Source organism: Actinoallomurus acanthiterrae (assembly GCF_054775715.1).
On sequence record NZ_BAAHCO010000001.1, the window covers coordinates 2,643,811 to 2,668,936 of the forward strand.

The window sequence follows — 25,126 nt, forward strand, 5'->3', positions numbered from 1 at the left end:
TTCCGCGCCCGGGCGGAACGTAGATCTGCAAGGAGGGACAGACAATCCCAAAGTTCCCGGATGGCCAGCAGCGGTCAAAGAAGTAATGCGTGACCAGGATGAGCGCAGACATCTGAAGGGATGACGGCGTGGCATCGCGTCAGGTGTCACCGCAGGCGGGTTCACTGGCCGGATCAGGCCGCCACATGCAGGTCAGGGGCTCAGTCCAGATCCGGGCCGTTGACACAGAACATGACGCCATTCACATTTGGGGCGCTCTGCCTGAGTGACCCCGCCGGCCCCAGACCCGTGCCGGCCTCAGTGCCGGAGCATTCAGGAGGTTGCCGTGGGCCGGTGTTCTCGCATGCGCGAAATCGTGACTCTCCCCCTCTCCGCCCCGATCGTGGCGGCGGCGTCACCGGCGCGGCCGTCGTGACGAGCCGGTCCACCGACGGCGGGCTGACCTGGACCAACCCGGTGACCACGGCCACCGGCGGGAGCCTGGACAAGAACTGGATCGCCTGCGACGACACCGCCTCCAGCCCCTTCTACGGCAACTGCTACACCGAGTTCGACGACAACGGCGGCGGTAACGCCGTCAAGATGGCGACCTCGAGCAACGGCGGCGCGTCGTGGACCGTCCACTCGACCAGCGCGACGGGCCTCGGCGGACAGCCCGTCGTACGCCCCAACGGCACGGTCCTGGTGCCCTACCTGAGCAACAGCGGACAGATCCGCTCGTTCCGCTCCACCAACGGCGGCGCCGGCTGGAACTCCACCGTGCTGATCGCAACGGCACAGGACCATGAGGTCGCCGGGGATCTGCGCACCGAGACGCTGCCCTCCGCCGAGATCGACGCCGCCGGAACCGCGTACGTGGTCTGGCAGGACTGCCGGTTCCAGTCCGGCTGCCCCGCCAACGACATCGTGATGAGCAAGTCCACCAGCGAGACCACCTGGGGACCCGTCACCCGCATCACCAGCGACGGCGGCGACCACTTCATCCCCGGCATCGGCGTCGACGGCGCGACCTCCGGTTCGACGGCCCGGCTCGGCCTCACCTACTACCGGTACCCGACCGCGAACTGCACCGCCTCCACCTGCCAGCTCACCGTCGGATACACCTCCTCCACCAACGGAGGATCGACCTGGAGCACCCCCACGCAGGTCGCCGGGCCGATGACGCTGTCCTGGATCGCCGACACCAGCCAGGGCCGCATGGTCGGCGACTACATCTCCACCTCCATCACCGGCGGACGTGCCTGGCCGGCAATCGAGGTCGCGAACGCGCCCTCCGGCAGCACCTTCGACGAGGCGACGTACGAACCCACCGGCGGCCTGCCCATCACCGGCGGCCCCGTCCGCGCCGTCACCGGCCCCACCTACCCGAACGGCATCCACCCCAGCACCGCCGGCACACCGATGACCGCCAGATAGGGGCAGGGATCAGGTTTCATCCGGCCGAACGCTCAGGCCCGCGCGCCGCCGTCGACCCGTAGGACAGTGCCGGTCACGTACGAGGAGCGGTCGCTGAGGAGCCAGGCGGCGGCCTGCGCGATCTCCTCCGGGTCGGCCGCGCGGCCGAGTGGGGTGTGCGCCGTGAGCCGCTCTCGCAGACCCGGCGATCCCTCTTCCCACGTACGGATCATCTCGGTCGGCGTGTTGCCGGGGGCGATGGCGTTGACGCGGATGCCTTCCCGGCCGTACGTGACGGCGGCCGACTCGGTGAGGCTGTTGACCGCTCGCTTCATCGCGCCGTAGGCGGGTAGCTCGGGGTTGCCCATCAGGCTGCCGACGGATGAGTTGTTGACGATGGCGCCCGTCCCGGCGGTGGTTCGGATGGCGGCGATCTCGGCGACCATGGCCAGCCAGACGCCCTTGAGGTTCACGTCGTAGACGTGGTCGAAGGCGGCCTCCGGCATCTGGTCCATCGGGCCGGGCCGCTGGATCGTCGCGCCGTTGTTGAAGGCGACGTCGAGCCGGCCGTACAGGTTCACGGCGCGGTCCACGGCGGCGGGCACGCTGGTCGCGTCGGCCAGGTCGCACACCACGTACTCCGCGGTGCCGCCCGCCGCCCGGATCTCCTCGGCCACCGCCTTCAGCTGGGCCTCCGTACGGGCCGCGAGAAGCACGCGGGCGCCCTCGCGGGCGAATAGCCGAGCCGCGGCGGCGCCGATGCCGCGCCCGGCACCGGTGATGAAGGCGACCTTGTCGGCCAGCAGGCCCAGGGGGGTAGGTGTGTTGTTCATGCCGGTGAGCCTGCGCCCGTTCGTGATGGCGATCCAGGCACCAGCGGTACCTGGCTGGGCCGCCGGCGTCCGTACACACTGGGGACGTGGATCGAAGAGAACTGGCGGACTTCCTGCGCAGCCGACGTGAGCGGATCACTCCTGCCGAGGTCGGGCTGCCCGCCGGCCCGCGCCGCCGCACCCCGGGACTGCGCCGGGAGGAGGTGGCACAGCTGGCGTTCATCTCGACCGAGTACTACACGCGGCTGGAGCAGGCCCGCGCGCCGCACCCGTCGCACGAGGTGCTGGCCGGACTGGCCCGCGCCCTGCGCCTGTCGGACGTCGAGCGTGACCATCTCCACCACCTCGCCGGCGCGCCACCGCTCCCGCCGGCCGGGCCCTCGCGCGAGGTACGCCCGAGCATCCTCGACCTGCTGAGCCGACTGCCGCAGGCCGCGGCGACCGTGACGTCCGCGGCCTTCGAGGTCCTCGCCTGGAACGATCTGGCGGCGGCCCTCATGGAGGACTTCTCCGCCCTGCCGCGGCGCGACCGCAATCTTGTGCGCCGTCTCTTTCTCGGGCCGCACGCACACGGGCAGCGGCTGTACGGAGTGTCGGACGCGGACGCGTTCGCCCGCACCTCCACGCAGCGCCTGCGCGCCGCCGCCGCCCGCTACCCCGAGGATCCAGAGGTGGCCCGGCTGGTAGCCGAACTCCTCGACGGAAGCGAAGAGTTCACCCGCCTGTGGGAGTCCCACGACGTGTCCGCCGAGCCCACCCTGTGCAAGACCTTCCAGCACCCGCTGGTCGGCCCGGTCACCGTCAACTGCGACGTCCTCGACATCTCCGACCGCGACCAGCAGGTCGTCATCTACACCGCGGCGCCCGGCTCGCCTTCCGAAGAGGCACTACGGCTGCTGTCGGTCATCGGCACACAACGCATGGACGTCACCAGCTGAGCCACCTGGCCCGGACCGACACGAGGTCTCGGCCGTGCGTGCGCGACGGCGTGTCAGCGCAGCGTCGCCTCGACGAAGGCGGTCGCACCGGCGCGGCTAACGACATATAGGACAAATGGCCATTTCATCGCTCATCGCGTACGTGGCCGCGTTAAACTCTTCACCCCGCTTCCGGACCGCGAAGGACTCTGTCATCGCCGACCGCGAACCCCTGCCGAAGGATGTAGATCCCACCGCGCCGAATGATGCGCGGATGTACAACTACGCGCTCGGCGGGAAGGACAATTACTCAGCCGACCGGCACACCTCGGAGCAGATCCGCGCCGTCCTGCCCGTGGCCATCAACGCGGTACGGGAGAACCGCCAGTTCATGCGGCGGGCCGTACGTCACATGCTCTCCACCGGCATCCGGCAGTTTCTCGACCTCGGCTGCGGGCTGCCCGGACGCGGCAACGTACACGAGGTGGTGCACGGGGTGGACCCGGAGGCCACGGTCGTCTACGTCGACAAGGACCCGGTCCCCGTCACCCACTTTCAAGCACTGCTGTCCAGCTCCCGCACCGCGACCGCCGTTCATGCGGACATCCGGCGCCCGGACGAGATCCTTTCCAACCGGGATGTCACGAGCCTGATCGATTTCAGCCGGCCCGTCGGAGTGCTGATGGTCGCCGTCCTGCACTACGTCTTCGACGAAGACGATCCTGCCGGGATCGTGACCGCGTTCAGCGACGCCCTGCCCTCCGGGAGTCACCTGGCGATCTGCCACTTCACCTCTGAAGGGTGGGGTCCGGAAGAGCTGGCCTTCATCAACGGACTGGCCGAGAGCGCCGGCGTGCCGGTGGCGCTGCGTGACCGAAAGCAGATCATGGCCCTCCTCGACGGACTCGACCTCATCGAGCCTGGGCTGGTTCTCCCCCCGGACTGGCGGCCCGACCGGCCCCTGTCCGAGCCCTCGGGATGGCTGCTCGCCGGCATGTGCCGCAAGAGCTGAACGACGGACCGCCTTCGGGATTCCCCGGGCGGCGAGGCAAAAGGCAACCCCGCCGGACTTTTTCGAACTAGGCTACTGTCCGCACACGGACGGCTACTCTGGCGGTGGTGTGTGGACCCCTCGTTCGTCGAACGCCCGGTCGCGCAGATGCGTCCCGGTGATCATGGGTGGTTGCCGTTCGTCACGGCCGAGCACCGGCGGCAGATCGTCGGCGGGTTCGTCCGTGACGGGCTGTCCCGGTCGGAGAAGGTGGTGTGCATCGGCGAGATCACGCCTGAGCGGATCGAGTGTATCCGCCGGTCGGCATCTCCGCGGGCGGTCCGCTTCTTGGAGGGCGGGCGGCTGCGGCTGATTCATCGCGGGCAGGTGTGCGGTGCCGGCGGTCGCCCGGATCCGGACCTGATGGCCTCCACGGTGAGGCGGGAGATCGATCGTGCCACCGACGAGGGATATCGCGCCATCCGGTTGAGCATCGATTTCAGCTGGGCGCTGCGCCGTGCCTTTGGCACGCGGCTGTTGCTGGAGTGCGAGGACCGGTTCGACGCGGTGGTGGGGACCAGCGCCATGGCGATGGCGATCTGCCAGATCGACCGCGGTCTCTGCTCACCTGATCAGCTGGCCGTTCTGGGCGGCAGCCACCAGGTGCTCGTGGTGGCCGACCCGGATTTCGACGACGGCATCTTGCGGATCACGCGGACCTTCGTCCCTTCCGGCCTGCGGATCGAGGGAGACATCGACCGGCCACGTCACGTGGTGTTCGCGGGGGCGTTGACCGCGGCGACCAGCCGGGCCGGCCGCGTACACCTGGACTTGAGCGGGGCGAAGTTCCTCGATCTGGGAGCCTTGACCCTGCTGGTGACCCACACTGTGAGTCTGCCTCCCGGCCATGAACTGGCGCTGGATAACCTGCCGCCCCACCTCGAAGCGGTGATCGACACGGTGGGATGGCATCGCCTGCCGGGCGTGGCCCGCGTGGAAAGAGAGCCCGGCCGTGACCATTGACCAGGGCGCCCTTGAGCACCGAGCGCTCTTCTATCGCAACGATGAGGACTACCTGACCACCACCGTCCCGTTCCTGCTGGACAGGCTCGCGGTCGACGACATCGTCGTGGCGATCTCCCCGGCTCCGAAAATCCACCTGCTGCACGACGCGCTCGGCACCGACGCGAGGGCGGTGCACTTCATCGACGCGGCCGAGTTCTACCGGCATCCGGTCCAGGTGATCGCCGCCTACCAGGACCTCATCACCGCCTACGCGCCCCGCAGACTCTCCGGGGTCGGCGAAGCCGACCCACGTACGCTGCCGTCCCTCGAGCTGACCGAGTGGATCCGCTACGAGGCCGTCCTCAACGCCGCCTTCGCCACGTCCGGCGCCAAGGGAATCTGCGCCTACGACACCCGCCGCGCCGACCCGCGTGCGGTTCGGGCGGCTCGGCGCACCCACCCGGTGATCCTGGGCGAACAGCGGCCCGCCACCTACACCGCCCCGGAGGCGTTCGCCGCCGAACTGGACCGCGAGCCTCTGCCGCCCCCGCCCGGCCATGCCGAGTCGCACCGGATCGAGGCCGAGGATCTCAGCCTGCTGCGGAGCCTTGTCGCCGAACGCGCCTCCCGGCACGGTCTGGCGGCCGATTCGGCGGCCAAACTCCTGGTCGCCATCGACGAGGTCGCCGGCAACGCGCTGCGGCACGGCGCCCCGCCCGTCGTCTTCGAGCTGTGGGCCAGTGACCGTTACCTGATCTGCCAGGTCACCGACCACGGCCACTGGCGTCCCGCCGCGCTCACAGGGCACCTGCCGCCCGCCCCGGACTCGCCACGATTCGGGCTGTGGGGCGTGCGCATGCTCGTCGACATCCTCCAGCTGCGGACCATCCCCACCACCACCGTACGGCTCCTGACACGTCTGCCGGCACGACGCCGCGACGCCAGATGAGCCGCACACGGAGCCTCAAGATCACTCGGGTGTCTACTCCCTGATCGAAAACGAGGACGTCCGTGCCTGCGCTGCCATCATGGCTTCAAGCTGGAGGATCTGGGCCCGCCGGCCGACGGGCGGTTCAGAATCCGATGGCTTCGCGGAGCAGCAGGACGGTGCCGCGCCCGGGGTGGGGTTCCGCGTTGAGGACGAGAAGGCGATTGAGGGCGCTGGGCACTCCGTAGGCTTTCAACGCGCGTTCGTTCTCCAGCGGGACGCAGTGGTCTTCGATGCGGCGCAGCGCGGTGCTCAGGTCAGGCACCACCTTCTGCGCTCCGACGATCCAGATCACGCGGGCCGCGGCGCCCGAGTCAGCCGGCCAGCTGGCTTCCGCTGGCCGAGGCGGCCACAAGGGAGCCGGTCTCGGTGACCGCGGCGACGCTGCCCACGATGACGTCGGGGCAGGCGATCATCTGCCAGATCTCGGCCATTTGGGTGGCGCGGTCCATGGTCACGGAGCGTGCCTTGACGGACGCGTATCGCCCGCTGCCGTTGAGGTCGTCATCGATGCCGGACAGGCGGAGGGTCTCGCTGGCTCCGGTGAACACGCTGGCGCCCTCGGGAACCAGGTCTTTGACACGGGTACGCGCGGCGGCGGCGTCATCGAGGATTTCGACGGCGAAATTGTGCTCCCTCAACGCGGCGGCCACCCGGTCCAGGGTCTCCGCGGGCGCCGGGTCGGTGAACGACGTTGCTGGAACCGAAGTCGTCATGGTGCCTCCTGGCTGGTCGTGTGCGGCGGGTCAGCGCGAGCGCGGGGGAGATGAGGAGCGGGTCCTGGTGTCTCCCGAACCGCCTGCCCGCTGGATGATGTGTTCGTCTCGGCAGTACGACGACGCAGCCCGCCGGAATGTGAGGCGACATGTGACCTCACATTCCGGGGGGCTGTCTCGTCGAACCGGTGAGAGCGGACGCGACCAGGGGGCGACACCATGACCACCGAATACGGACCAGGACAGGGCCGCCCGATCCGGGCCTGGACGCGATCATGAGCGAGCGGCGTCAGCTGACCAATCTCGCCTACCGGCTCCTCGGCTCCCTGGCCGAGGCCGAGGACGTCGTACAGGAGACCTACGCCCGCTGGTACGCCATGTCCCGGCAGCAGCAGGAGGCCATCGAGTCGCCCGGTGCCTGGCTGACGAGGGTCGCCAGTCGCATCTGCCTGGACGTACTCGGCTCGGCGCGCGCGAGGCGAGAGCAGTATGTGGGCGAGTGGATTCCCGAGCCGCTGCCCGAGCGTACGGAGTGGATCAGCGGCCGGCCGGGCGCCGCCGCGCCGGACCCGGCCGACCGGGTCACCCTGGATGAGTCGGTCAACATGGCCTTCCTGGTCGTGCTCGAATCGATGACCCCGGCCGAACGCGTCGCGTTCATCCTGCACGACGTCTTCTGCCACTCCTTTGCCGAAGTAGCCGAGATCGTCGGCCGTACGCCGGCGGCATGCCGCCAGCTGGCCTCCTCGGCCCGCCGCCGCATCCGCGAATCGCGGGGCCCCGCGAGTCCGACGGCCCAGCAGGCCGGCATCGTCCGGGACTTCAAGCAGGCGTGGGAGGCCAAGGACATCGACGCCCTGATCGGCCTGCTCGACCCCGACGCCACGGCGATCGCCGACGGCGGCGGTCTCGCCCTCACCTTCCTGCGCCCCATCGAAGGCGGCGAGCAGATCGCGCACGCCTGGATCGAGATCGCCGACCGCAGGCCCGGCGACATGACGTTCCTGGAGCGTACGGTCAACGGTCAGCCCGGCCTGGTGGCTCAGCAGGACGGCGTGACGGTGACGGTGTTCGCGTTCGAGGTCGCGGGTGACCGGATCAAGCGCATCTGGGCAGTACGCAACCCCGAGAAACTCCGTCGCTGGACGACGGACTGAGGCGCGTCTCCCCACCCTCGGGTCCGTTCACAGCCGCCAGCCGGCAGTGGGACACCTTCACGGAGTGGGAACGAATCGACGCTTTTGAGGGGCGGCGGTTCGCGAAGGAACCTTCCTCCGCGTCGATGACGTCTTACCTGTCATGTTCGCGACGTTGACCGGGCTCGGCCTGTCCGCATCGGCCGGTCTGAACGCCTATATCCCGATCCTGGTGGTCGGGCTACTCGCCCGCTTCACCGACGTGATCGCGCTGCCGCACCAGTTCGCGTGGATGGGCAACGGGTGGGCGCTCACGGCAGTGGCAGTCCTGCTCGCCGCCGAAGTCGTTCTCGACAAGATCGCCGTCGTCGACCATGTCAACGACGCGATACAGACATTCGTACGGCCCGCGGCCGGCGGCGCCGTCTTCGCCGCCTCGGACGCGGCCGCGCGGATCGACCACTCCGGATGGATGACCGATCATCCCTGGGTGGGCTGGGCGCTGGGCATCGTCGTCGCGCTGTGCGTGCACGTCACCAAGGCCGGCGTGCGTCCGGTCATCAACGTCGGCACGGTCGGCGTCGGAACGCCCTTCGTGAGCGCGGCGGAAGACACGATGTCACTGGTGATGAGCCTCGTCGCGCTCCTGATCCCAGCGCTCGTCATCCTGTTCCTGATCGTGCTCGTCCTGATCGGATGGCGGTTGACACGAATGATCCGCAAGCGACGTAAGAAGGCCTTGATCGCGTGATCTGAGGTCAGGCCTGGAATCGGCCGCCAGGAGCATCGCGGTCAACGGTGGCGTTGCCCGGATCGGGCGGGTCGGCTATTGATTCGGTCATGGACGGGTTCGGGCGGCGCGAGTTCCAGTTGGTCCTGCTGCGGCGTATGGCCGACTACCAGCCTGATCTCGTCGGCTCCGCGATCCGTTCGCTGGATGCCTCCCGAACCGAGATGCGTCAGGTGAACGCCAGATGGCAGCGCATTCTGCGATCGTCGAGGTTCCCCGGCGGTGAGCGGCGGCTTCGGCTGGTACTCGGGCAACCGGAGAGCGGAACGGAACGGCGGTCGGGCGACGTGATCTGCCGTGCGGTCTGGTGGACGCTTCCGCTGTGGCCGGACCTTCGGTTCGAGGCGTTCATCGGGCCCGACGGGTCCGTCCTGCAGGAGTGGCTGATCCGGCCCGGCACGACTGCGGCGCCCCGGCTGGGGGACGTCACGGACCTGGCCCCGTGGCGGTATGTCGTCAACGACGTGGCCGAACGGTTCGCGCCGGTCCGGCACCAGGCCGAATCGGTACCGAGCCGATGGCACGTGACCTTCTCCGCACCCGATGGCGGCCGCCGGCGCTCATACGTGGCCCACTTCGTGTGGGGCCTGCTGCAGGCCGTGGAAGAACTTCCCGGAAAAGACCTCTCAAGCCGCGATGTAGCCGACTAGGGAGTGTATCGAAAGCGCGGACAGGCCGGGCGGGGTGATGCCCCGGTCCGGCCCGTCCGCTCTCTGCTAAAGGTCGAGCTGATGCTGGTGTGTCGTGTGCGTGGGTGTGTAGCCGAGACCGTCGTTGATCTGTCTCATGTGCGTGTTGCTGTCGGCGGTGTCGGTCAGAAGGCCACCGAGGTCCGGATAGTCCCTATGGGCCTGTCGGATCGACTCGGCCTTCATCCATCGGCCGAGGCCGTGTCCACGGTGCTCGGGCAGCACACCGGTGCCGTAGTGCTGGCCGTCACCTGCGCCGTTGCCGGGGATGACGAGTTCGGTGAATCCGGCGATCGAGCCGTTGGAGGCGTCGATGGCGACGACGGTGTGCAGGTGGTCGCCGCGCTGTTCGACGGCCTTCGCCGCGGCCCGCACGCGGTCCACGTCCCAGGTCACGGTGCCGTAGTCGGTGTCGTCCATGGGCATGTCGTCCATGGCGCGGCGTGAGGCGGCGAACGTCTGGGCGAGGTCGTCGGGGACGGTTCCCTGCCATGACATCAGCCGGTAGCCGGGATACGGACGCTCGATGATCTCGGCGAGGACGGCGGTATCCACCTCAGCCAGTGGCAAGCGGGTGAACCTCAAGGTGAGGACCTTCCGGAAACCGCGCGCTGCCAGGAAGTGGTCGCCGGGCGATCCGGCTTCTGCCTGCGCGACGACGCAGCGTCGGGCGTTGTCCCGGGCGGTGGCCACGGCGGTGTTGAGGAGCCGGGAGCCGACGCCCTTGCGGCGCTCCGCGGGATGAACACGGAGGTCGAGCTCGGCCAGGTGCTCTTGTCCGCCATCGAACAGGCGCAGAAAGGCCGTCCCGGCAGGGATGGAATCCGCGTCCGACGCCAACCAGGCAAGACGCCGGCCGTGCGGCCCGTGAGCGGGGTCGGTCAGTGGGGTGATGCGAAGGGACAAGGTGTCTCCGTCGTGAGGAGGTGGCAAAGGTCAGTACGCGAGCTCAACTCCTGGGCACTCCTGCGCATGTGCTCCACACCTCCTGGTCGACAGCGCCGGCCTGCGTCAATGCAGGCGGCTGGGTGAACCTAGCTGGCCGATTGGCTCCAAGGCAACGGGTTATCGAAAAGGCGGTGCGCGTGTGTGGTCACAGCCACTCGTTGATGGCCGCGACGAGGACGGTCGCCTCGTAGCGGACCGCGAGCTTGTCGTATCTCGTGGCTACGGCACGATGCCTTTTGAGACGATTGATGCCACATTCGACCGCGTGTCGAGCCTTGTAGTCCTCGGCGTCGAACTTGGGCGGCCGGCCGCCGCTAGCGCCGAGTCTCTTGCGGTTGCGGGCCTGGTCGGCCTTGTCCGGGATGGTGCAGCGAATCCCGTATCGGCGCAGGTAGGCGCGGTTTCTGCGGGAGGCGTACGCCTTGTCGGCCCGCACGCGATCGGGGCGGACGCGTGGCCGCCCGGCCCGATGCGGGGCACGCGAATCTTCTCCAGCACCGGTTCGAACTGCGGTGAGTCTCCACGCTGCCCGGCCGTCACCACGATCGATATGGGCTTCTGCCCCTGCTCGACGGCCAGGTGCAGCTTGGTGGTGAACCCACCGCGCGAACGCCCCAGCCCGTGATCACCAGGCTCGGTGAAGGCACCACCTGGTGACTCCTTCTGCAGGTCACCCCGCTCCCGGGCCCCGGCCGCATGCTGATGGGCACGGCATACCGTGGAGTCGACGCTCAGGTCCCAGGTGATCGCACCCTTCGCGTCGGCCAGGGACTGGAGCTGGGTGAGGACCCGGTGCCAGGTGCCATCCCGTTGCCATCGGCGGAACAGGTCGTAGATCCGGCCCCACGGCCCGTACTCACGGGTACGTCCCGCCACGGAACACCGGTCCGGACCCGGAACCGTATGCCGTCGATGAGCCGCCGCCGAGACCAGACAGGCGGCCGACCTGCCTTCACGCCCTTTGGCAACAACGGCTCCATTGCCGCCCACTGATCGTCCGTGAGATCTCACCGCGCCATGAACCAAGATCATTCACGCCTCAAGATCCACTTTCGCCACACGGCCTAGTGCGGCGAACGTTTGATCCCCGGCAGGGCATCCTCGTCGAACCAGGCGGCCGCACGCAGCGTGGCAATCCACCGCTCCTGCTGCACAGGGGTCAGCCTGTCGATGAACAGCACACCATCCAGGTGGTCGGTCTCGTGCTGGATACAACGCGCGAGTATCCCGTCTCCGACGACCTGAACCGGGTCGCCCTGGACGGTGAAGCCCTTCGCCACCACATTCATACGACGCTTGGTGTCGAGGTGGATGCCGGGGATGGAAAGACATCCCTCCGGACCGTCCTGTTCCTCCTCGTCCGGGAAGTCGACGACCGGGTTGACCAGGTGATCTGGACCGCCGTCGGACAGCTTGGGGCTCCAGACGAACACCCGGAGCCCGACACCGAGTTGAGGTGCCGCAAGCCCGGCCCCTCCGCTGTCGCTCAGCGTTTCGCGCAGGTCGCCGACCAGTGTGCGCAGTTCACCGTCGAAGTCGGTCACCGGCTTGGCCTGCTCTCGCAGAACCGGGTCGCCGAGCTTTCTGATCGGGATGACCGTCACGTGAATCTCTCCTCGTCCAGTATCTGGACCATCATCCACGTCGGGCGGACGACGCGTCACCCGCGCATAGAAAGCGGCGAGCGCTGCGGGGTCCCGCGGAGTCACCTGTTGGTATTGGTCGCCCATGTCGCGTCGTGGCCGTTGTAGATCACCATGTTGTCGTCGGCCTGGAGCACCAGCGTCGCGCCATCGTGGCCGAACGTTCCCGACGCCCAGACCGCGTTGTCGTTGACGTAGACGACCAGATTGCCGTCGGACTGGAACTCGGCGTGCGCACCGGCGTGATGCGTCCCGGTGGACCAGATTATCTTGCTGCTCGTGTCGCGCAGCACGAGGTCGCCGCCCGTCTGCATGGTCAACGCGAGGCGGTTCGTGCGAAGGGTCTTACCCGGGCCAATGCCGAACGGCGCATGCACTTCGAGCGCCCACGGATTCCCGCCCGACATCGGCCTCTCACCCGCCGGAACGCCCTTGCGGGCCGATTTACTCGACGGACCGCCCTTGGGGGCCACCTGGGCGCGAGATGAAGGCTTGCCGGAGGGCTTGGGCTCGGCGCTCTTGGAGGCCGCCGGTTTGCCCGTCGCGTGTGCGGAGGGTGTCGAGGTCGGGGTGGCCGACGGGGACGTGGAGGTGTACGCGCCCGGCGGCGGTTGCTGGCCGTTGCCGGGCAGCACCCTGGCGGCCGCCGCAGACGTGGGGTGTTTCTTGGCGTGGTGCGAGCCCGTGCCGATCAGCAGGATCGGGACCGCGAGCAGGACGGTCCCGCCGATCGCGACCGCGGCCAGCACGGGTTTCTTCGGCCGGTCCGGCGGCATCTCCTCGGCGTTCACCGCACGGATCCGTGGGGCGGCCGCCGTCGCGACGTCCGTGTCCGGGGCGGAGTCCTCATGCTCCTTCGCAGCCGACGGTGCGTCCTTCGGCTGCTCTTGGGTCTCGCCGGCCTTCTCCTCCTCGGTGCCGGCCTTCTCCTCCTCGGTGGCGGACCGGTCGTCCTCATGGGCCGGCTCAGCGCCAGCGGCCGGCGCCAGGTCTCCGGCCTCCTCGATGTCCGTCTCGGGCAGTTCCACCGGTCGGCGAATACCGAGCGTCTCCATGCGTTCGCCGGGTCCTGACTGCGAAGACAAGATCGCTCTCCTTAGGTCCGAATCAGATCGCGGGCGGCGCCGCGTCCAGCGGCGCGCCGGCCAGGCGCTGCGGGACGTCCCCGGTATCGGCGGTAGGCCGACCCGTCGCTAAGGCATACGAACCCCACCGTGTTCGGGTTCACCAACGGACGGCTCCATTTTCCGACTTCGAGACGACCCTGCCGAGCGCGGTCGAGGAGTTGGTCCGGCAGCGGGCCGAGCGTGAGCGCGCCTGAACACGGTCCCGACGATCATCGAAGTTTTTCGGCGAGGCTGTCGATTCCGCGTGCGCTGGTTCGTCGGTGGGGCGAACAACCCTTCCGGGCCGAAGACACGCCCGGTGGGAACCCCGCCAACGGGGACACTCGCAGGAGGTGGACATGCGGAACCTGATCGCCGCAATGAAGATTTCCCTCGATGGGAAGACGGAGGGACCGGAGGGCTACGCGGACTGGGTGGAAGCGTGGTCGGAGGACTACGGCCTGACAGCCCAAGTGGACGCGTGCGTGCTCGGCGGAGGCATGTATCCCGGCTACGAGCAGTATTGGACTGCGATACAGAATGAGCCGGACAAGCCCTACTGGCTCGGCGACGAGCCGCCGACGAAGGGCGAGATCGAATGGGCCCGCTTCGCCGCGCAGACCCCGCATTACGTGCTGTCGAACACCCTGACCTCGGCTCAATGGCCGACGACCAGCTTCGTCCGGGGACTCGAAGACATCGCTGCCCTCAAGCAGCAGCCCGGCAAGGACATCTACTTGATGGGGGGTGCTCACATCACGGCGAGCTTCATCGATGCCGGGCTGGTGGATGAGATCCGGCTCATCGTCTATCCGCTGATCGCCGGCAACGGAACGGCGCTCTTCGCGACGATGGAACGTCGTCGCGGGCTCGAACTACGGAAAGTTCAGCAGCTTTCAGATGGCCGCCTGAGCCTCATCTACAAAACCGGCTGACGGGCCAGGCCAGGTTCGCCGAACGAAGTTCTCCTTGAACACATCCGAAGGCGCCGCAACGGCCCGGCGGTTCGTTTGCCGGGCCGTCACGGCTTGGGCGGGCCGTTCGACGTTCGTGCGCTCGCAGCCGTTGGCGGGTCAGTAGATGTCGCGGACGTAGCGTTCGGTGGAGAGGCGTTTGAGGTAGGCGGTGGTCGCTTGTTCGGTGAGACCGCCATGGGTGGTGATGATGTCGCGGAGGGCCTTGTCGACGTCTTTGGCCATGCGCGAGGCATCGCCGCAGACGTAGAGGTGGGCGCCGTTCTCCAGCCAGGTCCAGAGCAGGCGGCCGTGTTCGCGCATGCGGTCCTGGACGTAGATCTTGTTGCGTTGGTCGCGGGAGAAGGCGGTGTCGAGGCGGTCGAGCGTTCCGTCCGCGTGGAGGGCGGTGAGCTCATCTCGGTAGTAGAAGTCGGTGGCTCGGTGCTGTTCGCCGAAGAACAGCCAGTTGGGGGCGGGGTGTCCTTGGGCGCGGCGGTGTTGGAGGAAGCCGACGAAGGGGGCGACACCGGTTCCGGGGCCGATCATGATCATGGGGGTGGCGGGGTCGGCGGGCGGCCGGAAGTGGAGGGAGGGCCGGACGTGGATGGGTATCCGGGTGCCGGGTTCGACGTCGGCGAGGAAGGCGGAGCAGACGCCTTTGCGGGCCCGGCCGAGGGGGCTTTCGTAGCGGACGACCGAGACCGTGAGGGAGACCTTGGTGGGGTCGGTGCGCGGGCTTGAGGAGATGGAGTAGAGGCGGTTCTGGAGTCGTTTGAGGACATTGGCCCATTCCTGGGCGGTCGCCTGGACAGGGTGCTCGGCGAGGGCGTCTACGGCTTGCCGCCCCCAGGACCACTGGGAGAGTTCGCCCTCGTTGCCTCGGCGGAGCAGTTTGAGCAGGAGTCGGTCCTCGTTGCGTTCGGCGAGGAACCTCAGGAGACCTGTTGTGATCTTCGTGATGTCGAGGTGCCGGTGGAGCGCCTCGTCGAAGGGGACGGTTCCGAGGTCGTCGAGGTCGACGGGGACCCGGGGGGCGATCCCGGTGAGGTCGAGCCATTCGGCGACGAGGCCGGGGTCGTTGACGGGCCGGACGCTGAGGGCGTCGCCGACCTCGTACGCGAGCGGGGTTTCGCTGAGGTCGAAGGTGAACTGCCGGACCTCTTTGCCTGCTCCGGCGAGGCTGAGGAGCCGGTTCTCGATGAGCGGGGCCATCACCGAAGCGGATGCGCCGCTGCGGTCCGGTGTGGATGGCGCCGGAGTAGCGGTGGCGGGTGCGGTGGTGGCTGCGACGGCGGAGTCGGTGAGCGATGCGAGGACCTGGTCGAGCCAGGCGGTGGCGGCGGTTTCGAAGTCGGGTTCGCAGTCGGTGCGCGGCGACAGGCGAGTGGCGCCGAGTTCTTCGAGACGCTGATCGAGCCGGCGGCCGTGGCCGCAGAAGTCGTTGTAGGAGGAGTCGCCGAGAGCCAGGACGGAGTAACGGAGGTGGTCGAGCCGGGTGGTGGTGGCGGCGAGGGCGTCCCAGAAGCCGCTGCCGTTGTCGGGCGCGTCGCCGTCACCGAAGGTGCTGGTGATGAGGAGGGCGTCGGAGGCGGGCAGGGCGGCAGGGTCGGCGTCGTCCATGCCGAGGAGAGTGACGCGGTACCCGGCGGCGGTGAGCTGCCCCGCCGCGGCGGCGGCGAACTCCTCGGCGTTGCCGGTCTGCGACGCCCACAGGACGGCGATCGGGTGGCCCGGGTCCGGCACCGGCTCGGCGGCGGTGAGCCGTTCGTACGGTGTGCCCGCGGAGGGAGGCGGAAGCCGGGAGAACCGCCCGGCCAGGACGCCGTCAACCCAGAGCGCCTGTTCGGGTCGCAGCGGGGCGGTGGCGGGCAGGACCGGGATGCCGGGCGTGCCGGACCGCAGTCCGGCGAGGAACCCGGCCAGGTAGTGCCGTTCGCGCTCGTCGAAGGCCGGCGGCAGGAGGTCCTGGACGCCGAGCAGGCTCGCGAGCGCCGCCCGGTCGTCGGCATCGGCCGCGGTGGTGGGCGCCGCTTGCGCCACGGGGGTGGTCTCGGCCGTGGCGGGCATCGCCTGTGCCACGGGCGTGGTCTCGGTGGTGGCGGGTATCGCGTGTGCCACCGGCGTGGTCTCGCTGGTGCCGGTCTCGCTGGCGACGGGTACGGCGGCCCTGGTGAGAGACACCGCGCAGATCTTGAATTCCGGCTGGAAGGACAGGGGGTCGACGGCGTCGTTGGTCACGGCGTTGACGCTGAGGTACTCGCCGAACAGGTCGTTCCAGTGGAACGGGGCGAAGCAGCATCCGGGGCGAACCCGGTCGGTGACGGCTGCGGGCAGGACGGCTTTGCCGCGGCGTGAGGCGACTTCGACGGGGTCGCCGTCACGGATGCCGAGGTCGCGGGCGTCGTCGGGGTGGACCTCGATGAACGGGCTCGGGTTGAGCTTGTTGAGTTTGTCGACCTTGCCGGTCTTGGTGAGGGTGTGCCACTGGTGCTGGAGGCGTCCGGTGTTGAGGGCGAACGGGTAGTCCTCGTCCGGCATCTCCTGGGCGGGCAGGTGCGGTCTGGGGAAGAACGCCGCGCGCCCGGTGGCGGTCGGGAACCTCGGGCGCCCGTCCTCGCCCAGATAGCGGATCGGGTTGCGGTCGGGGCCGCCGGGCGCGGCCGGCCACTGGACTGGTGTCTCACGCAGGCGTTGGTAGGTGACGCCGCGCAGGTCGTAGCCGGTCTTCGGGTTGTGGGCGCGTTTGATCTCTTCGAAGATCTCCTCGGCCGAGGAGTAGCCGAAGTCGTCGGCGTAGCCCATGGCGCAGGCGATGCGGGCGATGAGCCGCCAGTCGGCGGTCGCGTCGCCGGGCGGGTCGGTGGCGGGTTGGGCGAGGGTGAGGTTCCGCTCGCTGTTGATCAGGATGCCTTCGGTCTCGGTCCACAGGGCGCCGGGCAGCACGATGTCGGCGTAGCCGTTGGTCTCGGTGTCGGCGAAGACGTCCTGGGTGACGACGAGCTCGGCGGCTTCGAGGCCCTCGATCACCGTCTTGCGATTGGCGACCGAGGCGACCGGGTTCGTGCAGATGATCCAGCAGGCTTTGATGTGGCCCTCGGCCATCCGCTCGAACATCTCGATCGTGCCCTTGCCGACGCCGTCCTCGCGGAGGGTTCCGAGCCGAAGACCCCAAAGATCCTCGATGAAGGCGCGGTCCTCGGCGACCAGGACGGAGCGCTGGCCGGGCAGCCCGGGACCCATGTAGCCCATCTCGCGGCCGCCCATCGCGTTCGGCTGTCCGGTCAGGGAGAACGGGCCGCTGCCCGGGCGGCAGATCGCACCGGTGGCCAGGTGCAGGTTGATGAGCGCGTTGGTGTTCCACGTGCCGTGGGTGCTCTGGTTGAGCCCCATCGTCCAGCATGACATCCACTCGCCGGCCTCACCGATCCATCGCGCGGCCGTCCTGATGTCCTGTTCCGCGATGCCGGTGAGCTCGGCGACCGTGGCGGGCGGGTAGTCGGCGAGGAACTCCGGCATCGCCTCCCAGCCATCGGTGTGGGCATCGATGAAGTCCGGGGCGGTTTGACCGTTTTCGGCCAGGAGGTGCAGCAGCCCGTTCAGCAGTGCCAGGTCCGTGCCCGGCTTGATCGGCAGGAAGAGATCGGCCTTGTCCGCGGTCGCGCTGCGCCGGGGGTCGACCACGATCAGCTTCGCCCCTGCCTTGACCCGTTCCATCAGGCGCAGGAACAGGACCGGGTGGCAGTCGGCCATGTTCGAGCCGATGACGAAGAACAGGTCGGCCTTCTCGAGGTCCTGGTAGGAGCCGGGTGGCCCGTCCGCGCCGAGGGACAGTTTGTAGCCGGTGCCCGCGCTGGCCATGCACAGCCGCGAGTTCGACTCGATCTGGTTGGTGCCGATGAACCCCTTGGCCAGCTTGTTCGCCAGGTACTGGGCCTCAAGGCTCAGCTGGCCCGACACGTACAGGGCGAAGGCGTCCGGGCCGTGCTCGTCGATGACGGCGCGGAACCGGCGGGCGGTCTCGGCGATCGCCTGGTCGAGACCAGTGGGGGCCGGCTCGCCTTCTCGCTCGGCCCGGATCAGTGCCGTCGTCAGCCGCCCCGGTGCCGACAGCATGTCCGCGGTCGTCGCGCCCTTGGTGCACAGCCGTCCGAAGTTCGCCGGATGCTGCTTGTCGCCCGACGCCTTACGTACGGTACGTCGCCCGTCCGATCCGATCGCGACGTCGAGGATCATCCCGCAGCCGACGCCACAGTAGGAGCAGACCGTACGGACCTGCGCCTGCTTCGGCCGCGCGTTCTCCGCTGTCACAACGCCCCCCAACCACAGGTCGGCGTTGACCGTACGAGACGTCCGTAACGCGGGCGTGACGTCGAGCGGCACCCGATGTTTCACCTCCCGCACAACGCCCCCGAAGGGGAGTTGCCACCACAAATCGTCTGGACGCAGTGGGCTTCGACCGGTACGCGCGGCGGCGGTCGTTGACGGAGACAGCGCCGCCGGCGCCGCGGCGAGGGCTGTGAGCAGGCGGCGAGGCGATGAGAACATGAGGGCGCCCGTGTGCGCAGATCTTAGGATTCGTCCCGCATCCACCTCGTAGCTGCGGTGGTGATCGCGCTTTTCGCCTGGATTGTGCGGGCATAGGGTGACCGCCGTGACGATGTTCCGGATCGGTCGCTGTGATCAAGTCCACCAACGTCGTCGTGGAGATCCCTCAACGCCCGGGGGAAGCTGAAAAGGAGAACCAGTGATCGAACGTCTGCCCCGGCTCGGCCGCGTACTGCTCGCCACCGCGTTGGGCGCGAGCCTGACCGTGTCGGCGGCGTGCGGCAGCACCGACGACAAGAAATCCTCCACATCGGGGAAGAGCGGCGGTAAGACCCTGTTCGTGTTCGCGGCGGCGTCGCTGACCGGAACCTTCACCACGCTCGGGAAGACCTTCGAAGCCTCCCACCCGGGAGTGAGGGTGAAGTTCAACTTCGGCGGCAGCTCCACGCTCGCCCAGCAGATCACGCAAGGTTCACCGGCCGACGTGTTCGCCGCCGCGAGCCCGGCCACGATGAAGACGGTGACCGACGCCAAGGCCGCTGCGGGGGAGCCGAAGGTCTTCGTCCGCAACCGCCTGGAGATCGCCGTGCCGCCGAGCAACCCCGGCAAGGTGAAGACGCTCAAGGACCTGACAAACCCCAAGCTCAAGGTCGTCGAGTGCGCGCCTGAGGTGCCGTGCGGCGCGGCCGCGGCCAAGGCCCTGGCGGCCGCGAAGCTCAAGGTCAAGCCCGTCTCACAGGAGCAGGACGTCAAGGCGGCGCTCAGCAAGGTCCAGCTGAACGAGGCCGACGCCGCGCTCGTCTACCGCACCGACGTCAAGGCCGCGACCGGGAAGGTGACCGGCATCGACTTCCCCGAAGCCGCCCAGGCCATCAACGACTACCCGATCGCCGCCCTCGCCAAAGCCCCCCAGCCCGCACTGGCCGGGGAGTTCGTCCAGCTGATCCTGTCCGACCAGGGCAAGAGCGTCCTGACCCAGGCCGGATTCGAGTCCCCCTGACCGCATGTCTCGGGAGGGACGGCACACGTCCCTCCCGAGCCCACCGCACAGAAGTTGCGGCGATCGCGCCGGTAGACCTCAGCTCAAGCAGAGGTTGTGTCGTCGACCGGTGATGCCACTGCCGACCATGGTGGAGACGCATGGGCCTGGAGGGCGTCCCGCCCGGGGCATGAGGGCAGCGGCCGGTGGGCACGTCCTGCAGGGCTTGCCTCTTGTGGCAGCGATATCGAGGTGAAGGGGGCACCGATGCGGCTGAGCGCACGAAACCAGATTCCGGCCCGGGTCACGGGGGTCACCACGGGTGAAGCCATCGCGAACGTGGAACTGGACGCAAGGGGAGTACGGCTGGTCGCCTCGATCACGGTGGAGGCCGCCCGCGAGCTTGGACTCGCCGAGGGCAGCGAGGTCACCGCGGTGATCAAGGCCTCCGACGTGGTCGTCGCCGTGGACGGATAGGCCGCAGCGATCCGGCACGCAGCCGAACTCACCACGAGGTCGGTGGAGCTACCGCAGGATCGCCGGGGAACGCAGGGGCGCGCCGTCGACGGTGTGGGCGATCGTGAAGAAGGCCGGGATCGACCCGGCGCCCCGCAGGTAAGAGCCCGAGCTTCACCTTCTGGAGTAAGTCACGCGCCGAGGGCGTGGACGATGAGCTCGGCGACCGCGTCGGGATCGACGTGCTGGCCGGTGAGATGCTGGAGGCCCTCCTGGTAGAGCAGGACCGTGGCGAACGTGGCCGCGGCGGCCTCGAGGCGTGCGGCGTCACCGCGGCTGCCGGGCAGGGTGAGTTCGAGCGCGCTGCGGGCGCGGCGTACGACCTCGGCGTTGACCCGTCTGAGGCGCTCACGGGCCGAGCCGTGCGTGTCGGCCTCGCGGAAGAGAATGCGGCGCATGGTCGGCGAGGCCCGCAGCGGAAACCGCCGCGCGAGCCCGGACAGCGCAACGGCCGGGTCACCGTGCGCGGTCTCGTCGTCGGAGACCTCCTCGACGAACGTTCGCTCGTCGATCAGTGCGGTCAGGACGTCGATCTTCTGCGGGAAGTAGTGGAAGACCAGCCCCTTGGGGACCTTGGCCCGCTTGGCGATCACCGCGGTGGAGGAGCCGTTGTAACCGGCCTCCGCGAAGAGCTCCTCGGCGGCGTCGAGGATCCGGGTGCGTGCATCGGCGGATACGTCATGTGACCGTCTCATTCGCCCTCCCGGCGCTATTTCGTGGAACCGCCGAAAAGAGTCGCGGCCCCTGGGCGGGAGCGCCCAGGGGCCGTCTCGGGGCCTTGGGTTACGTCGCCGCTGACGTGCTCCGAACCTGGATCGCGTCCCACACGCCGACGATAGTCGCGACACCGCCGGCGATCCATGCCGTCCAGGCCGCAGCGTCCGAACCGGTGAATCCGAAGGCCCACGGCGAGACGAAGATCAGCGCCGCGAAGGCCGTTGTCGTCCACGGCAGAGGACCCGCCGCCGACAGGAGCGCGTACAGACCCGAGAGCGTGAGCAGGGCGCCGAGCACCATGAGGGGCTGCTTGCCCGCGTTGTCCGCCCACAGGCCGGGGGCGAGCAGTACGGCGAGTCCGGCCAGGAACGCGACCGCGTTCTGCCACGTGATTTTGCCCATTGGGCCGCCTCCGGGAGATTCGATGTGGAGGTCTTGTCCCTTCAAGAATTCCCTGACTGACCGCCCGGTCAATCGAGATCGGGTGGACATATGAGAGAGGTGAGAAAGATAGCTTTGTATGGCTAAATAGTGCTACGAGCCAGGGATGCCGACCCGGTCAAGGTCGGATCAGCACCTTGAGCGCCTCGCGGGAGTCCATGGCCCGGTATCCGTCCGGAACGCCGTCCAGCTCGACGGTGCGATCGAACACCCGGCCGGGGTCGATCACGCCGTTCAGGACGTCGGGGAGCAGTTCCTCGATGTACGCCCGGACCGGCGCGAGCCCCCCGGTGAGCGTGACGTTGTGGGCGAACAGGACGTCGCGTCCGATCGGCTGGTCGGCGTACTGTGGCACGCCCACCCGGCTGATCACGCCGCCGGCGCGTACGACGCCGACCGCGGTCTCGTAGGCGGGCAGGTGCCCGACGGCCTCCAGCACAGCATGGGTTCCGTCGCCGCAGGTCAGTTCACGCACCCGGGCGATGCCCTCCGCCCCGCGTTCGGCGACGACGTCGGTCGCGCCGAACTCCCGGCCGAGGTCGGTGCGCTCCTTGTGCCGGCCCATCAGGATGATCCGCTCGGCACCCCGTCGCCGGGCGGCCAGCACCGCGCACAGTCCAACCGCGCCGTCACCGATCACCGCGACGGTCGTGCGTGGACCGACGCCGGCGGTGACGGCGGCGTGGTGCCCGGTGCCGAGGACGTCCGACAGCGTGAGCAGGGCGGGCAGCAGGGCGGAATCCTCGCGTACGGGCAGCTTCACCAACGTGCCGTCGGCGTGGGGCACCCGCACCGCCTCCGCCTGTCCGCCGCCCGCGTCGCCGGAAGCCCAGAACCCGCCCTGCGGGCAGGAGGTCTGCAGTCCTTCCCGGCAGAACGCGCACGTGTTGTCCGAGTAGGCGAACGGCGCGATCACCACGTCACCCCGGCGCAGTGTCGAGACCTGCGAGCCCACGTCCGCCACCACGCCGAGAAATTCGTGACCCATCGGCCGGCCCTGCGTCGTGGCCGGCATCTGACGGTACGGGTGCAGGTCGCTGCCGCAGACGCAGGCTCGCAGGACCCGCACCACGGCGTCGGTGGGCCGTCGCAGCGTCGGGTCGGGCAGGTGCTCGACGCGTAGGTCCCGGGCACCGTACATCACTGCCGCTCGCATGCTGTCCTACCTCCGGGTTTCCGGGCTCAGTGGGCGTCGAGGGCTTCGGCGAGGCGAACCGGCAGCCGCGCCTCGGGCGCGGCACCGGTGAAGGCGTCGAAGAGCACCCGCAAGCAGCGCTCGTACCAGTGCAGGCCCGGTGGTCGTCCGGATTCGAGGCGGTCGAACACGAGGTGGTAGACGTGGCGCATCCAGTCGCGGTAACGCGCGGCCGGCGAGCCGTCCGGGACCGGCCATCTGGCGGTGATCGTGCCGTAGGCGTCGTAGAACATGCGGTGTACTTCGACGTCGCCGAGGACTGCCGTCGTCGCACTCGCCACGTCGGCGATGCGATGGTAGACGACGGTCGGCCGGGTCAGGTGTGCCATCCGGTAGCGGTGGTCGACCACCAGCCGCTGCCACATGTCCCAGTCCTCCTCCACCCGTAGGTCTGGGTCGAAGCGCGCGCCGATCCCGCGTACATCCCGGCACACCACGGCCGATGTCGCGATGAAATTGGTGACGTTCAGGAAGTCGATGTGCAGAGGCAGGTTGAAGGCGACCGGGTGTGCCGACACGTCGATCTGCTCCGGGCGTACCCGGCGGGCTGCCACCACGGCTGAGGTGTAGACGATGTCGGCGCCTGACTCGAGCCGGTCGAGCGCGGCCCGCAGATGCCCGTCCAAGAAGAGATCGTCGTCGTCGAGGAAGGCCGTGTATCGGCCGCGTGCCTGGTCGATGGCGGCATTGCGGGCCGCGGACGGGCCCCGGCCGGGCTCGTGGGGGACGAGTCGCGCGCCGAACTCCGCCGCGATCGATGTCACATCCGTGCTCCCGTCGTCGGCGACCAGCATCTCGACGCCGTCGAGGCGTTGGTCGGCCACGCTCTTCAGCGCCCAGCGCAACGCCGCCGGCCGGTCCTTTGTGGGGATGACGACGGACACCTCGACCTTCATGTGGCCTGCCTCTCCTGGTCGGCGGGTGACGGTGCGACGGCGCGGGGGGCGTCGGCGCCGACTGCGGTCAGCAACAGCACCGGCAGCACGAGCGCGACGGTCAATCCGTACGCCTCGGTGATCGCGCCGATGATGACCGGCCCGGCGAGCACGCCCGCGTACGAGACGGTCGTGAATCGAGCGATGGCCGGGCCGACCGCGCCGTGGCCTCGCCCGAACTGCTCGCCGACCGCGCTGATCAGGACTGGCAGCAGCACCGACAGACCCAGGCCGCAGACGCCGAACGCCAGCGCCGAGGCCGGGGGCGACGGCACGAGCAGGGCGGCGCCGAGCGCGGCCGCCGCACACCAGGCCCCGGTACGCAGCAGGCCGCCCTTGCTCCAGCGTGTTCGCAGGGGGTCGCCGCGAGCTGGCCGGCGGCCATCGCCGCGCTCAGGGCGAGGTAGGCGATGGAGGCGAATGCGGACGAGGTCCCCCGCTCGTCGGTCATGAAGACGGCGCCCCAGGTCAGGGTCGCGCCTTCGGCGAGGGCGCACGCAGCGCCGAGAAGACCGAGCCGTACGAGGCGGGGCCGCCACCTGGTGCGTACCGGGCGGTCGGCGGGAGCGCCACGATCCGTCTCCGCCGGAAGCAGCGCGCGAATCGCGACCACCGATCCCATCACGAGCAGTAAGCCGACCGCGGTGAGATGCGCCCGCGGTGAGATCCCGGCAGCGGCGGCGCCCCCGGCGCCGGCCGCACCCGCGATCGCGCCGGCACTCCAGGCGGCATGGAATCCACTGAGCACCGGTCGTTCGAGCACGCGCTCCACGGTGACGGCATGGCCGTTCATGGCGACGTCGAGCGCTCCGACCGTCAGCCCGAAGACGGTGAGCGCGGCCCACAACCCGCCGCTGCCTGGCGCCATGGTCGCGGCGGCCGGTAGTAGCGGCAGCCCTATGACGCTGGCGCGCAGCAGCGACACCGTGCCCATGCGAGCGGTGAGACGGCCGCACGGGTACATGGCGAGGATGGCGGCGCCGGCGACCACGAAGGAGGCCAGGCCGATGTCGCGGTCGGTCAGCGCCAGCGCGTCTCGTACGTCGGGCGTCCGGACGAACCACGACGACAGGGTGACCCCGCTGGCGAAGAAGCACCAGGCCGTCGCCGCGCGAGCAGTCGGTGCTCGCATGCCTCGCCCTTCCGGTCGGTCCTGCCGTCCCATGCCGGGAAGTCCGGAATGGCTCAGGGCGCGCCGCGAATCAAACAAGCGCTGGTGCGCACGCGACCCGATAGGCAATCGGTGAAATACGGTAAGTAATGAAAGATGATCAATACATTGACCGACACCGTAACTCTTTCAAAACCTTTCGTCAAGGCTCGGATTGCCGAGTAAACACAGGGGTCGACGACGGCAGATTCTTGTGATTGTCAGGCCCTGGTCGCGGCAGTACTCTGTCGGATAGTTGGCCCCCAGCAAGCTTCTCGGCACACTCCTCCAAAGCGGAACGTGAGGTCATTCATGCCCACAGCTTCTACAGACGGGACATTTTCGGACCTGACACCGATGGCACGACGAGCTCTTCGCATCGTAAATGTCTCGCCCGATGCGTTCGCATTCACGGATCTGACCAAAACCAAAATCGGCGGCGACCAGAATCGCTTTTTCCGGCTTTTCACGCCGGTGAAGCGGGAGCGGATGCGGCTTCCGACGTCCCTGCCGGAATTCCGCGCCTTACGGCACT

General features: G+C 68.8%; 24 protein-coding genes and 1 pseudogene. 11 read left to right on the top strand and 14 right to left on the bottom strand.

The window, feature by feature from the left end; genetic code table 11:
- Nucleotides 1–333 precede the first annotated feature (333 nt).
- Nucleotides 334–1,416: a sialidase family protein gene (locus tag ACYVF7_RS12845; protein ID WP_460339189.1), complete on the top strand. Its 1,083-nt coding sequence runs from the start codon at nucleotides 334–336 to the stop codon at nucleotides 1,414–1,416.
- Nucleotides 1,417–1,448: 32 nt separating this feature from the next.
- On the opposite strand, the gene ACYVF7_RS12850 is transcribed toward ACYVF7_RS12845, so the two are convergent.
- The gene (locus ACYVF7_RS12850) at nucleotides 1,449–2,228 is read right to left on the bottom strand and encodes an SDR family NAD(P)-dependent oxidoreductase (protein ID WP_460339191.1); all 780 of its coding nucleotides are present in this window, start codon (nucleotides 2,226–2,228) and stop codon (nucleotides 1,449–1,451) included.
- Between the two features lie 86 nt (nucleotides 2,229–2,314).
- Between ACYVF7_RS12850 and ACYVF7_RS12855 the strand changes: the two genes are divergently transcribed.
- From ACYVF7_RS12855 to ACYVF7_RS12870, 4 genes are all read left to right on the top strand, one after another.
- Nucleotides 2,315–3,166 carry a helix-turn-helix transcriptional regulator gene (locus ACYVF7_RS12855; protein ID WP_460339193.1) on the top strand — a complete coding sequence of 284 codons (852 nt, stop codon included), beginning with the start codon at nucleotides 2,315–2,317 and terminating at the stop codon, nucleotides 3,164–3,166.
- A gap of 115 nt (nucleotides 3,167–3,281) precedes the next feature.
- Nucleotides 3,282–4,157 carry an SAM-dependent methyltransferase gene (locus tag ACYVF7_RS12860; RefSeq protein ID WP_460339195.1) on the top strand — a complete coding sequence of 292 codons (876 nt, stop codon included), beginning with the start codon at nucleotides 3,282–3,284 and terminating at the stop codon, nucleotides 4,155–4,157.
- 147 nt (nucleotides 4,158–4,304) lie between these two features.
- On the top strand, nucleotides 4,305–5,159 hold the full coding sequence (locus ACYVF7_RS12865; protein WP_460357875.1) for an MEDS domain-containing protein: 855 nt from the start codon (nucleotides 4,305–4,307) through the stop codon (nucleotides 5,157–5,159).
- Nucleotides 5,149–6,090, top strand: coding sequence for an anti-sigma factor RsbA family regulatory protein (locus tag ACYVF7_RS12870; RefSeq protein WP_460339197.1), 942 nt, complete (start codon nucleotides 5,149–5,151; stop codon nucleotides 6,088–6,090). Before ACYVF7_RS12865 ends, ACYVF7_RS12870 begins: the two co-directional genes overlap by 11 nt.
- A 124-nt stretch (nucleotides 6,091–6,214) precedes the next feature.
- Here ACYVF7_RS12870 and ACYVF7_RS12875 read toward each other — a convergent pair whose 3' ends face one another.
- Nucleotides 6,215–6,424: a hypothetical protein gene (locus ACYVF7_RS12875; RefSeq protein ID WP_460339199.1), complete on the bottom strand. Its 210-nt coding sequence runs from the start codon at nucleotides 6,422–6,424 to the stop codon at nucleotides 6,215–6,217.
- 19 nt (nucleotides 6,425–6,443) lie between these two features.
- Nucleotides 6,444–6,845, bottom strand: a complete 402-nt coding sequence (locus tag ACYVF7_RS12880; protein ID WP_460339201.1) for an LUD domain-containing protein — start codon at nucleotides 6,843–6,845, stop codon at nucleotides 6,444–6,446.
- Nucleotides 6,846–7,120: 275 nt separating this feature from the next.
- Between ACYVF7_RS12880 and sigJ the strand changes: the two genes are divergently transcribed.
- The 3 genes from sigJ to ACYVF7_RS12895 all read left to right on the top strand — a co-directional run bounded on the left by sigJ (nucleotide 7,121) and on the right by ACYVF7_RS12895 (nucleotide 9,421).
- Nucleotides 7,121–8,002, top strand: coding sequence for an RNA polymerase sigma factor SigJ (gene sigJ / locus ACYVF7_RS12885; protein WP_460339203.1), 882 nt, complete (start codon nucleotides 7,121–7,123; stop codon nucleotides 8,000–8,002).
- 142 nt (nucleotides 8,003–8,144) lie between these two features.
- Nucleotides 8,145–8,732, top strand: a complete 588-nt coding sequence (locus ACYVF7_RS12890; RefSeq protein ID WP_460339205.1) for a DUF4126 domain-containing protein — start codon at nucleotides 8,145–8,147, stop codon at nucleotides 8,730–8,732.
- A gap of 89 nt (nucleotides 8,733–8,821) precedes the next feature.
- On the top strand, nucleotides 8,822–9,421 hold the full coding sequence (locus tag ACYVF7_RS12895) for a hypothetical protein (RefSeq protein WP_460339206.1): 600 nt from the start codon (nucleotides 8,822–8,824) through the stop codon (nucleotides 9,419–9,421).
- Nucleotides 9,422–9,487: 66 nt separating this feature from the next.
- Here the strand turns inward: ACYVF7_RS12895 and ACYVF7_RS12900 are convergent, their stop codons facing one another.
- From ACYVF7_RS12900 to ACYVF7_RS12915, 4 genes and pseudogenes are all read right to left on the bottom strand, one after another.
- Complete coding sequence (locus tag ACYVF7_RS12900) at nucleotides 9,488–10,366, bottom strand: GNAT family N-acetyltransferase (protein WP_460339208.1); 879 nt, start codon at nucleotides 10,364–10,366, stop codon at nucleotides 9,488–9,490.
- A 187-nt stretch (nucleotides 10,367–10,553) separates the two neighbouring features.
- A pseudogene (locus ACYVF7_RS12905) lies at nucleotides 10,554–11,388 on the bottom strand (IS5 family transposase).
- Between the two features lie 84 nt (nucleotides 11,389–11,472).
- Nucleotides 11,473–12,012 (bottom strand): peptide deformylase, encoded by a 540-nt coding sequence (gene def, locus ACYVF7_RS12910; protein WP_460339210.1) that lies wholly within the window; start codon nucleotides 12,010–12,012, stop codon nucleotides 11,473–11,475.
- A 101-nt stretch (nucleotides 12,013–12,113) separates the two neighbouring features.
- On the bottom strand, nucleotides 12,114–13,136 hold the full coding sequence (locus ACYVF7_RS12915; RefSeq protein ID WP_460339212.1) for a hypothetical protein: 1,023 nt from the start codon (nucleotides 13,134–13,136) through the stop codon (nucleotides 12,114–12,116).
- Between the two features lie 380 nt (nucleotides 13,137–13,516).
- Here ACYVF7_RS12915 and ACYVF7_RS12920 point away from each other — a divergent pair, with 380 nt between their 5' ends.
- Nucleotides 13,517–14,092, top strand: coding sequence for a dihydrofolate reductase family protein (locus tag ACYVF7_RS12920; RefSeq protein WP_460339214.1), 576 nt, complete (start codon nucleotides 13,517–13,519; stop codon nucleotides 14,090–14,092).
- Nucleotides 14,093–14,230: 138 nt separating this feature from the next.
- Here ACYVF7_RS12920 and ACYVF7_RS12925 read toward each other — a convergent pair whose 3' ends face one another.
- Entirely contained in the window at nucleotides 14,231–18,493 is a 4,263-nt protein-coding gene (locus tag ACYVF7_RS12925; protein ID WP_460339216.1) for a molybdopterin-dependent oxidoreductase, read from the bottom strand.
- A gap of 367 nt (nucleotides 18,494–18,860) precedes the next feature.
- On the opposite strand from ACYVF7_RS12925, the gene modA reads away from it, so the two are divergent.
- Together modA and ACYVF7_RS12935 are read left to right on the top strand one after the other, a co-directional pair.
- On the top strand, nucleotides 18,861–19,658 hold the full coding sequence (modA, locus tag ACYVF7_RS12930; protein WP_460357878.1) for a molybdate ABC transporter substrate-binding protein: 798 nt from the start codon (nucleotides 18,861–18,863) through the stop codon (nucleotides 19,656–19,658).
- A 246-nt stretch (nucleotides 19,659–19,904) separates the two neighbouring features.
- The gene (locus ACYVF7_RS12935; protein WP_460339218.1) at nucleotides 19,905–20,114 is read left to right on the top strand and encodes a TOBE domain-containing protein; all 210 of its coding nucleotides are present in this window, start codon (nucleotides 19,905–19,907) and stop codon (nucleotides 20,112–20,114) included.
- A 170-nt stretch (nucleotides 20,115–20,284) separates the two neighbouring features.
- On the opposite strand, the gene ACYVF7_RS12940 is transcribed toward ACYVF7_RS12935, so the two are convergent.
- The 6 genes from ACYVF7_RS12940 to ACYVF7_RS12965 form a co-directional block, all read right to left on the bottom strand.
- Nucleotides 20,285–20,848 carry a TetR/AcrR family transcriptional regulator gene (locus tag ACYVF7_RS12940; protein ID WP_460339220.1) on the bottom strand — a complete coding sequence of 188 codons (564 nt, stop codon included), beginning with the start codon at nucleotides 20,846–20,848 and terminating at the stop codon, nucleotides 20,285–20,287.
- 88 nt (nucleotides 20,849–20,936) lie between these two features.
- Complete coding sequence (locus tag ACYVF7_RS12945; RefSeq protein ID WP_460339221.1) at nucleotides 20,937–21,272, bottom strand: SPW repeat protein; 336 nt, start codon at nucleotides 21,270–21,272, stop codon at nucleotides 20,937–20,939.
- Between the two features lie 157 nt (nucleotides 21,273–21,429).
- The gene (locus ACYVF7_RS12950; RefSeq protein ID WP_460339223.1) at nucleotides 21,430–22,467 is read right to left on the bottom strand and encodes a zinc-dependent alcohol dehydrogenase family protein; all 1,038 of its coding nucleotides are present in this window, start codon (nucleotides 22,465–22,467) and stop codon (nucleotides 21,430–21,432) included.
- 26 nt (nucleotides 22,468–22,493) lie between these two features.
- Nucleotides 22,494–23,402, bottom strand: coding sequence for a glycosyltransferase family 2 protein (locus ACYVF7_RS12955; RefSeq protein ID WP_460339225.1), 909 nt, complete (start codon nucleotides 23,400–23,402; stop codon nucleotides 22,494–22,496).
- Nucleotides 23,399–23,659 (bottom strand): hypothetical protein, encoded by a 261-nt coding sequence (locus ACYVF7_RS12960; protein ID WP_460339227.1) that lies wholly within the window; start codon nucleotides 23,657–23,659, stop codon nucleotides 23,399–23,401. Before ACYVF7_RS12960 ends, ACYVF7_RS12955 begins: the two co-directional genes overlap by 4 nt.
- Nucleotides 23,641–24,573, bottom strand: coding sequence for an MFS transporter (locus ACYVF7_RS12965; RefSeq protein WP_460339229.1), 933 nt, complete (start codon nucleotides 24,571–24,573; stop codon nucleotides 23,641–23,643). The genes ACYVF7_RS12960 and ACYVF7_RS12965 overlap by 19 nt, the downstream gene beginning before the upstream one ends.
- Between the last annotated feature and the right edge of the window lie 553 nt (nucleotides 24,574–25,126).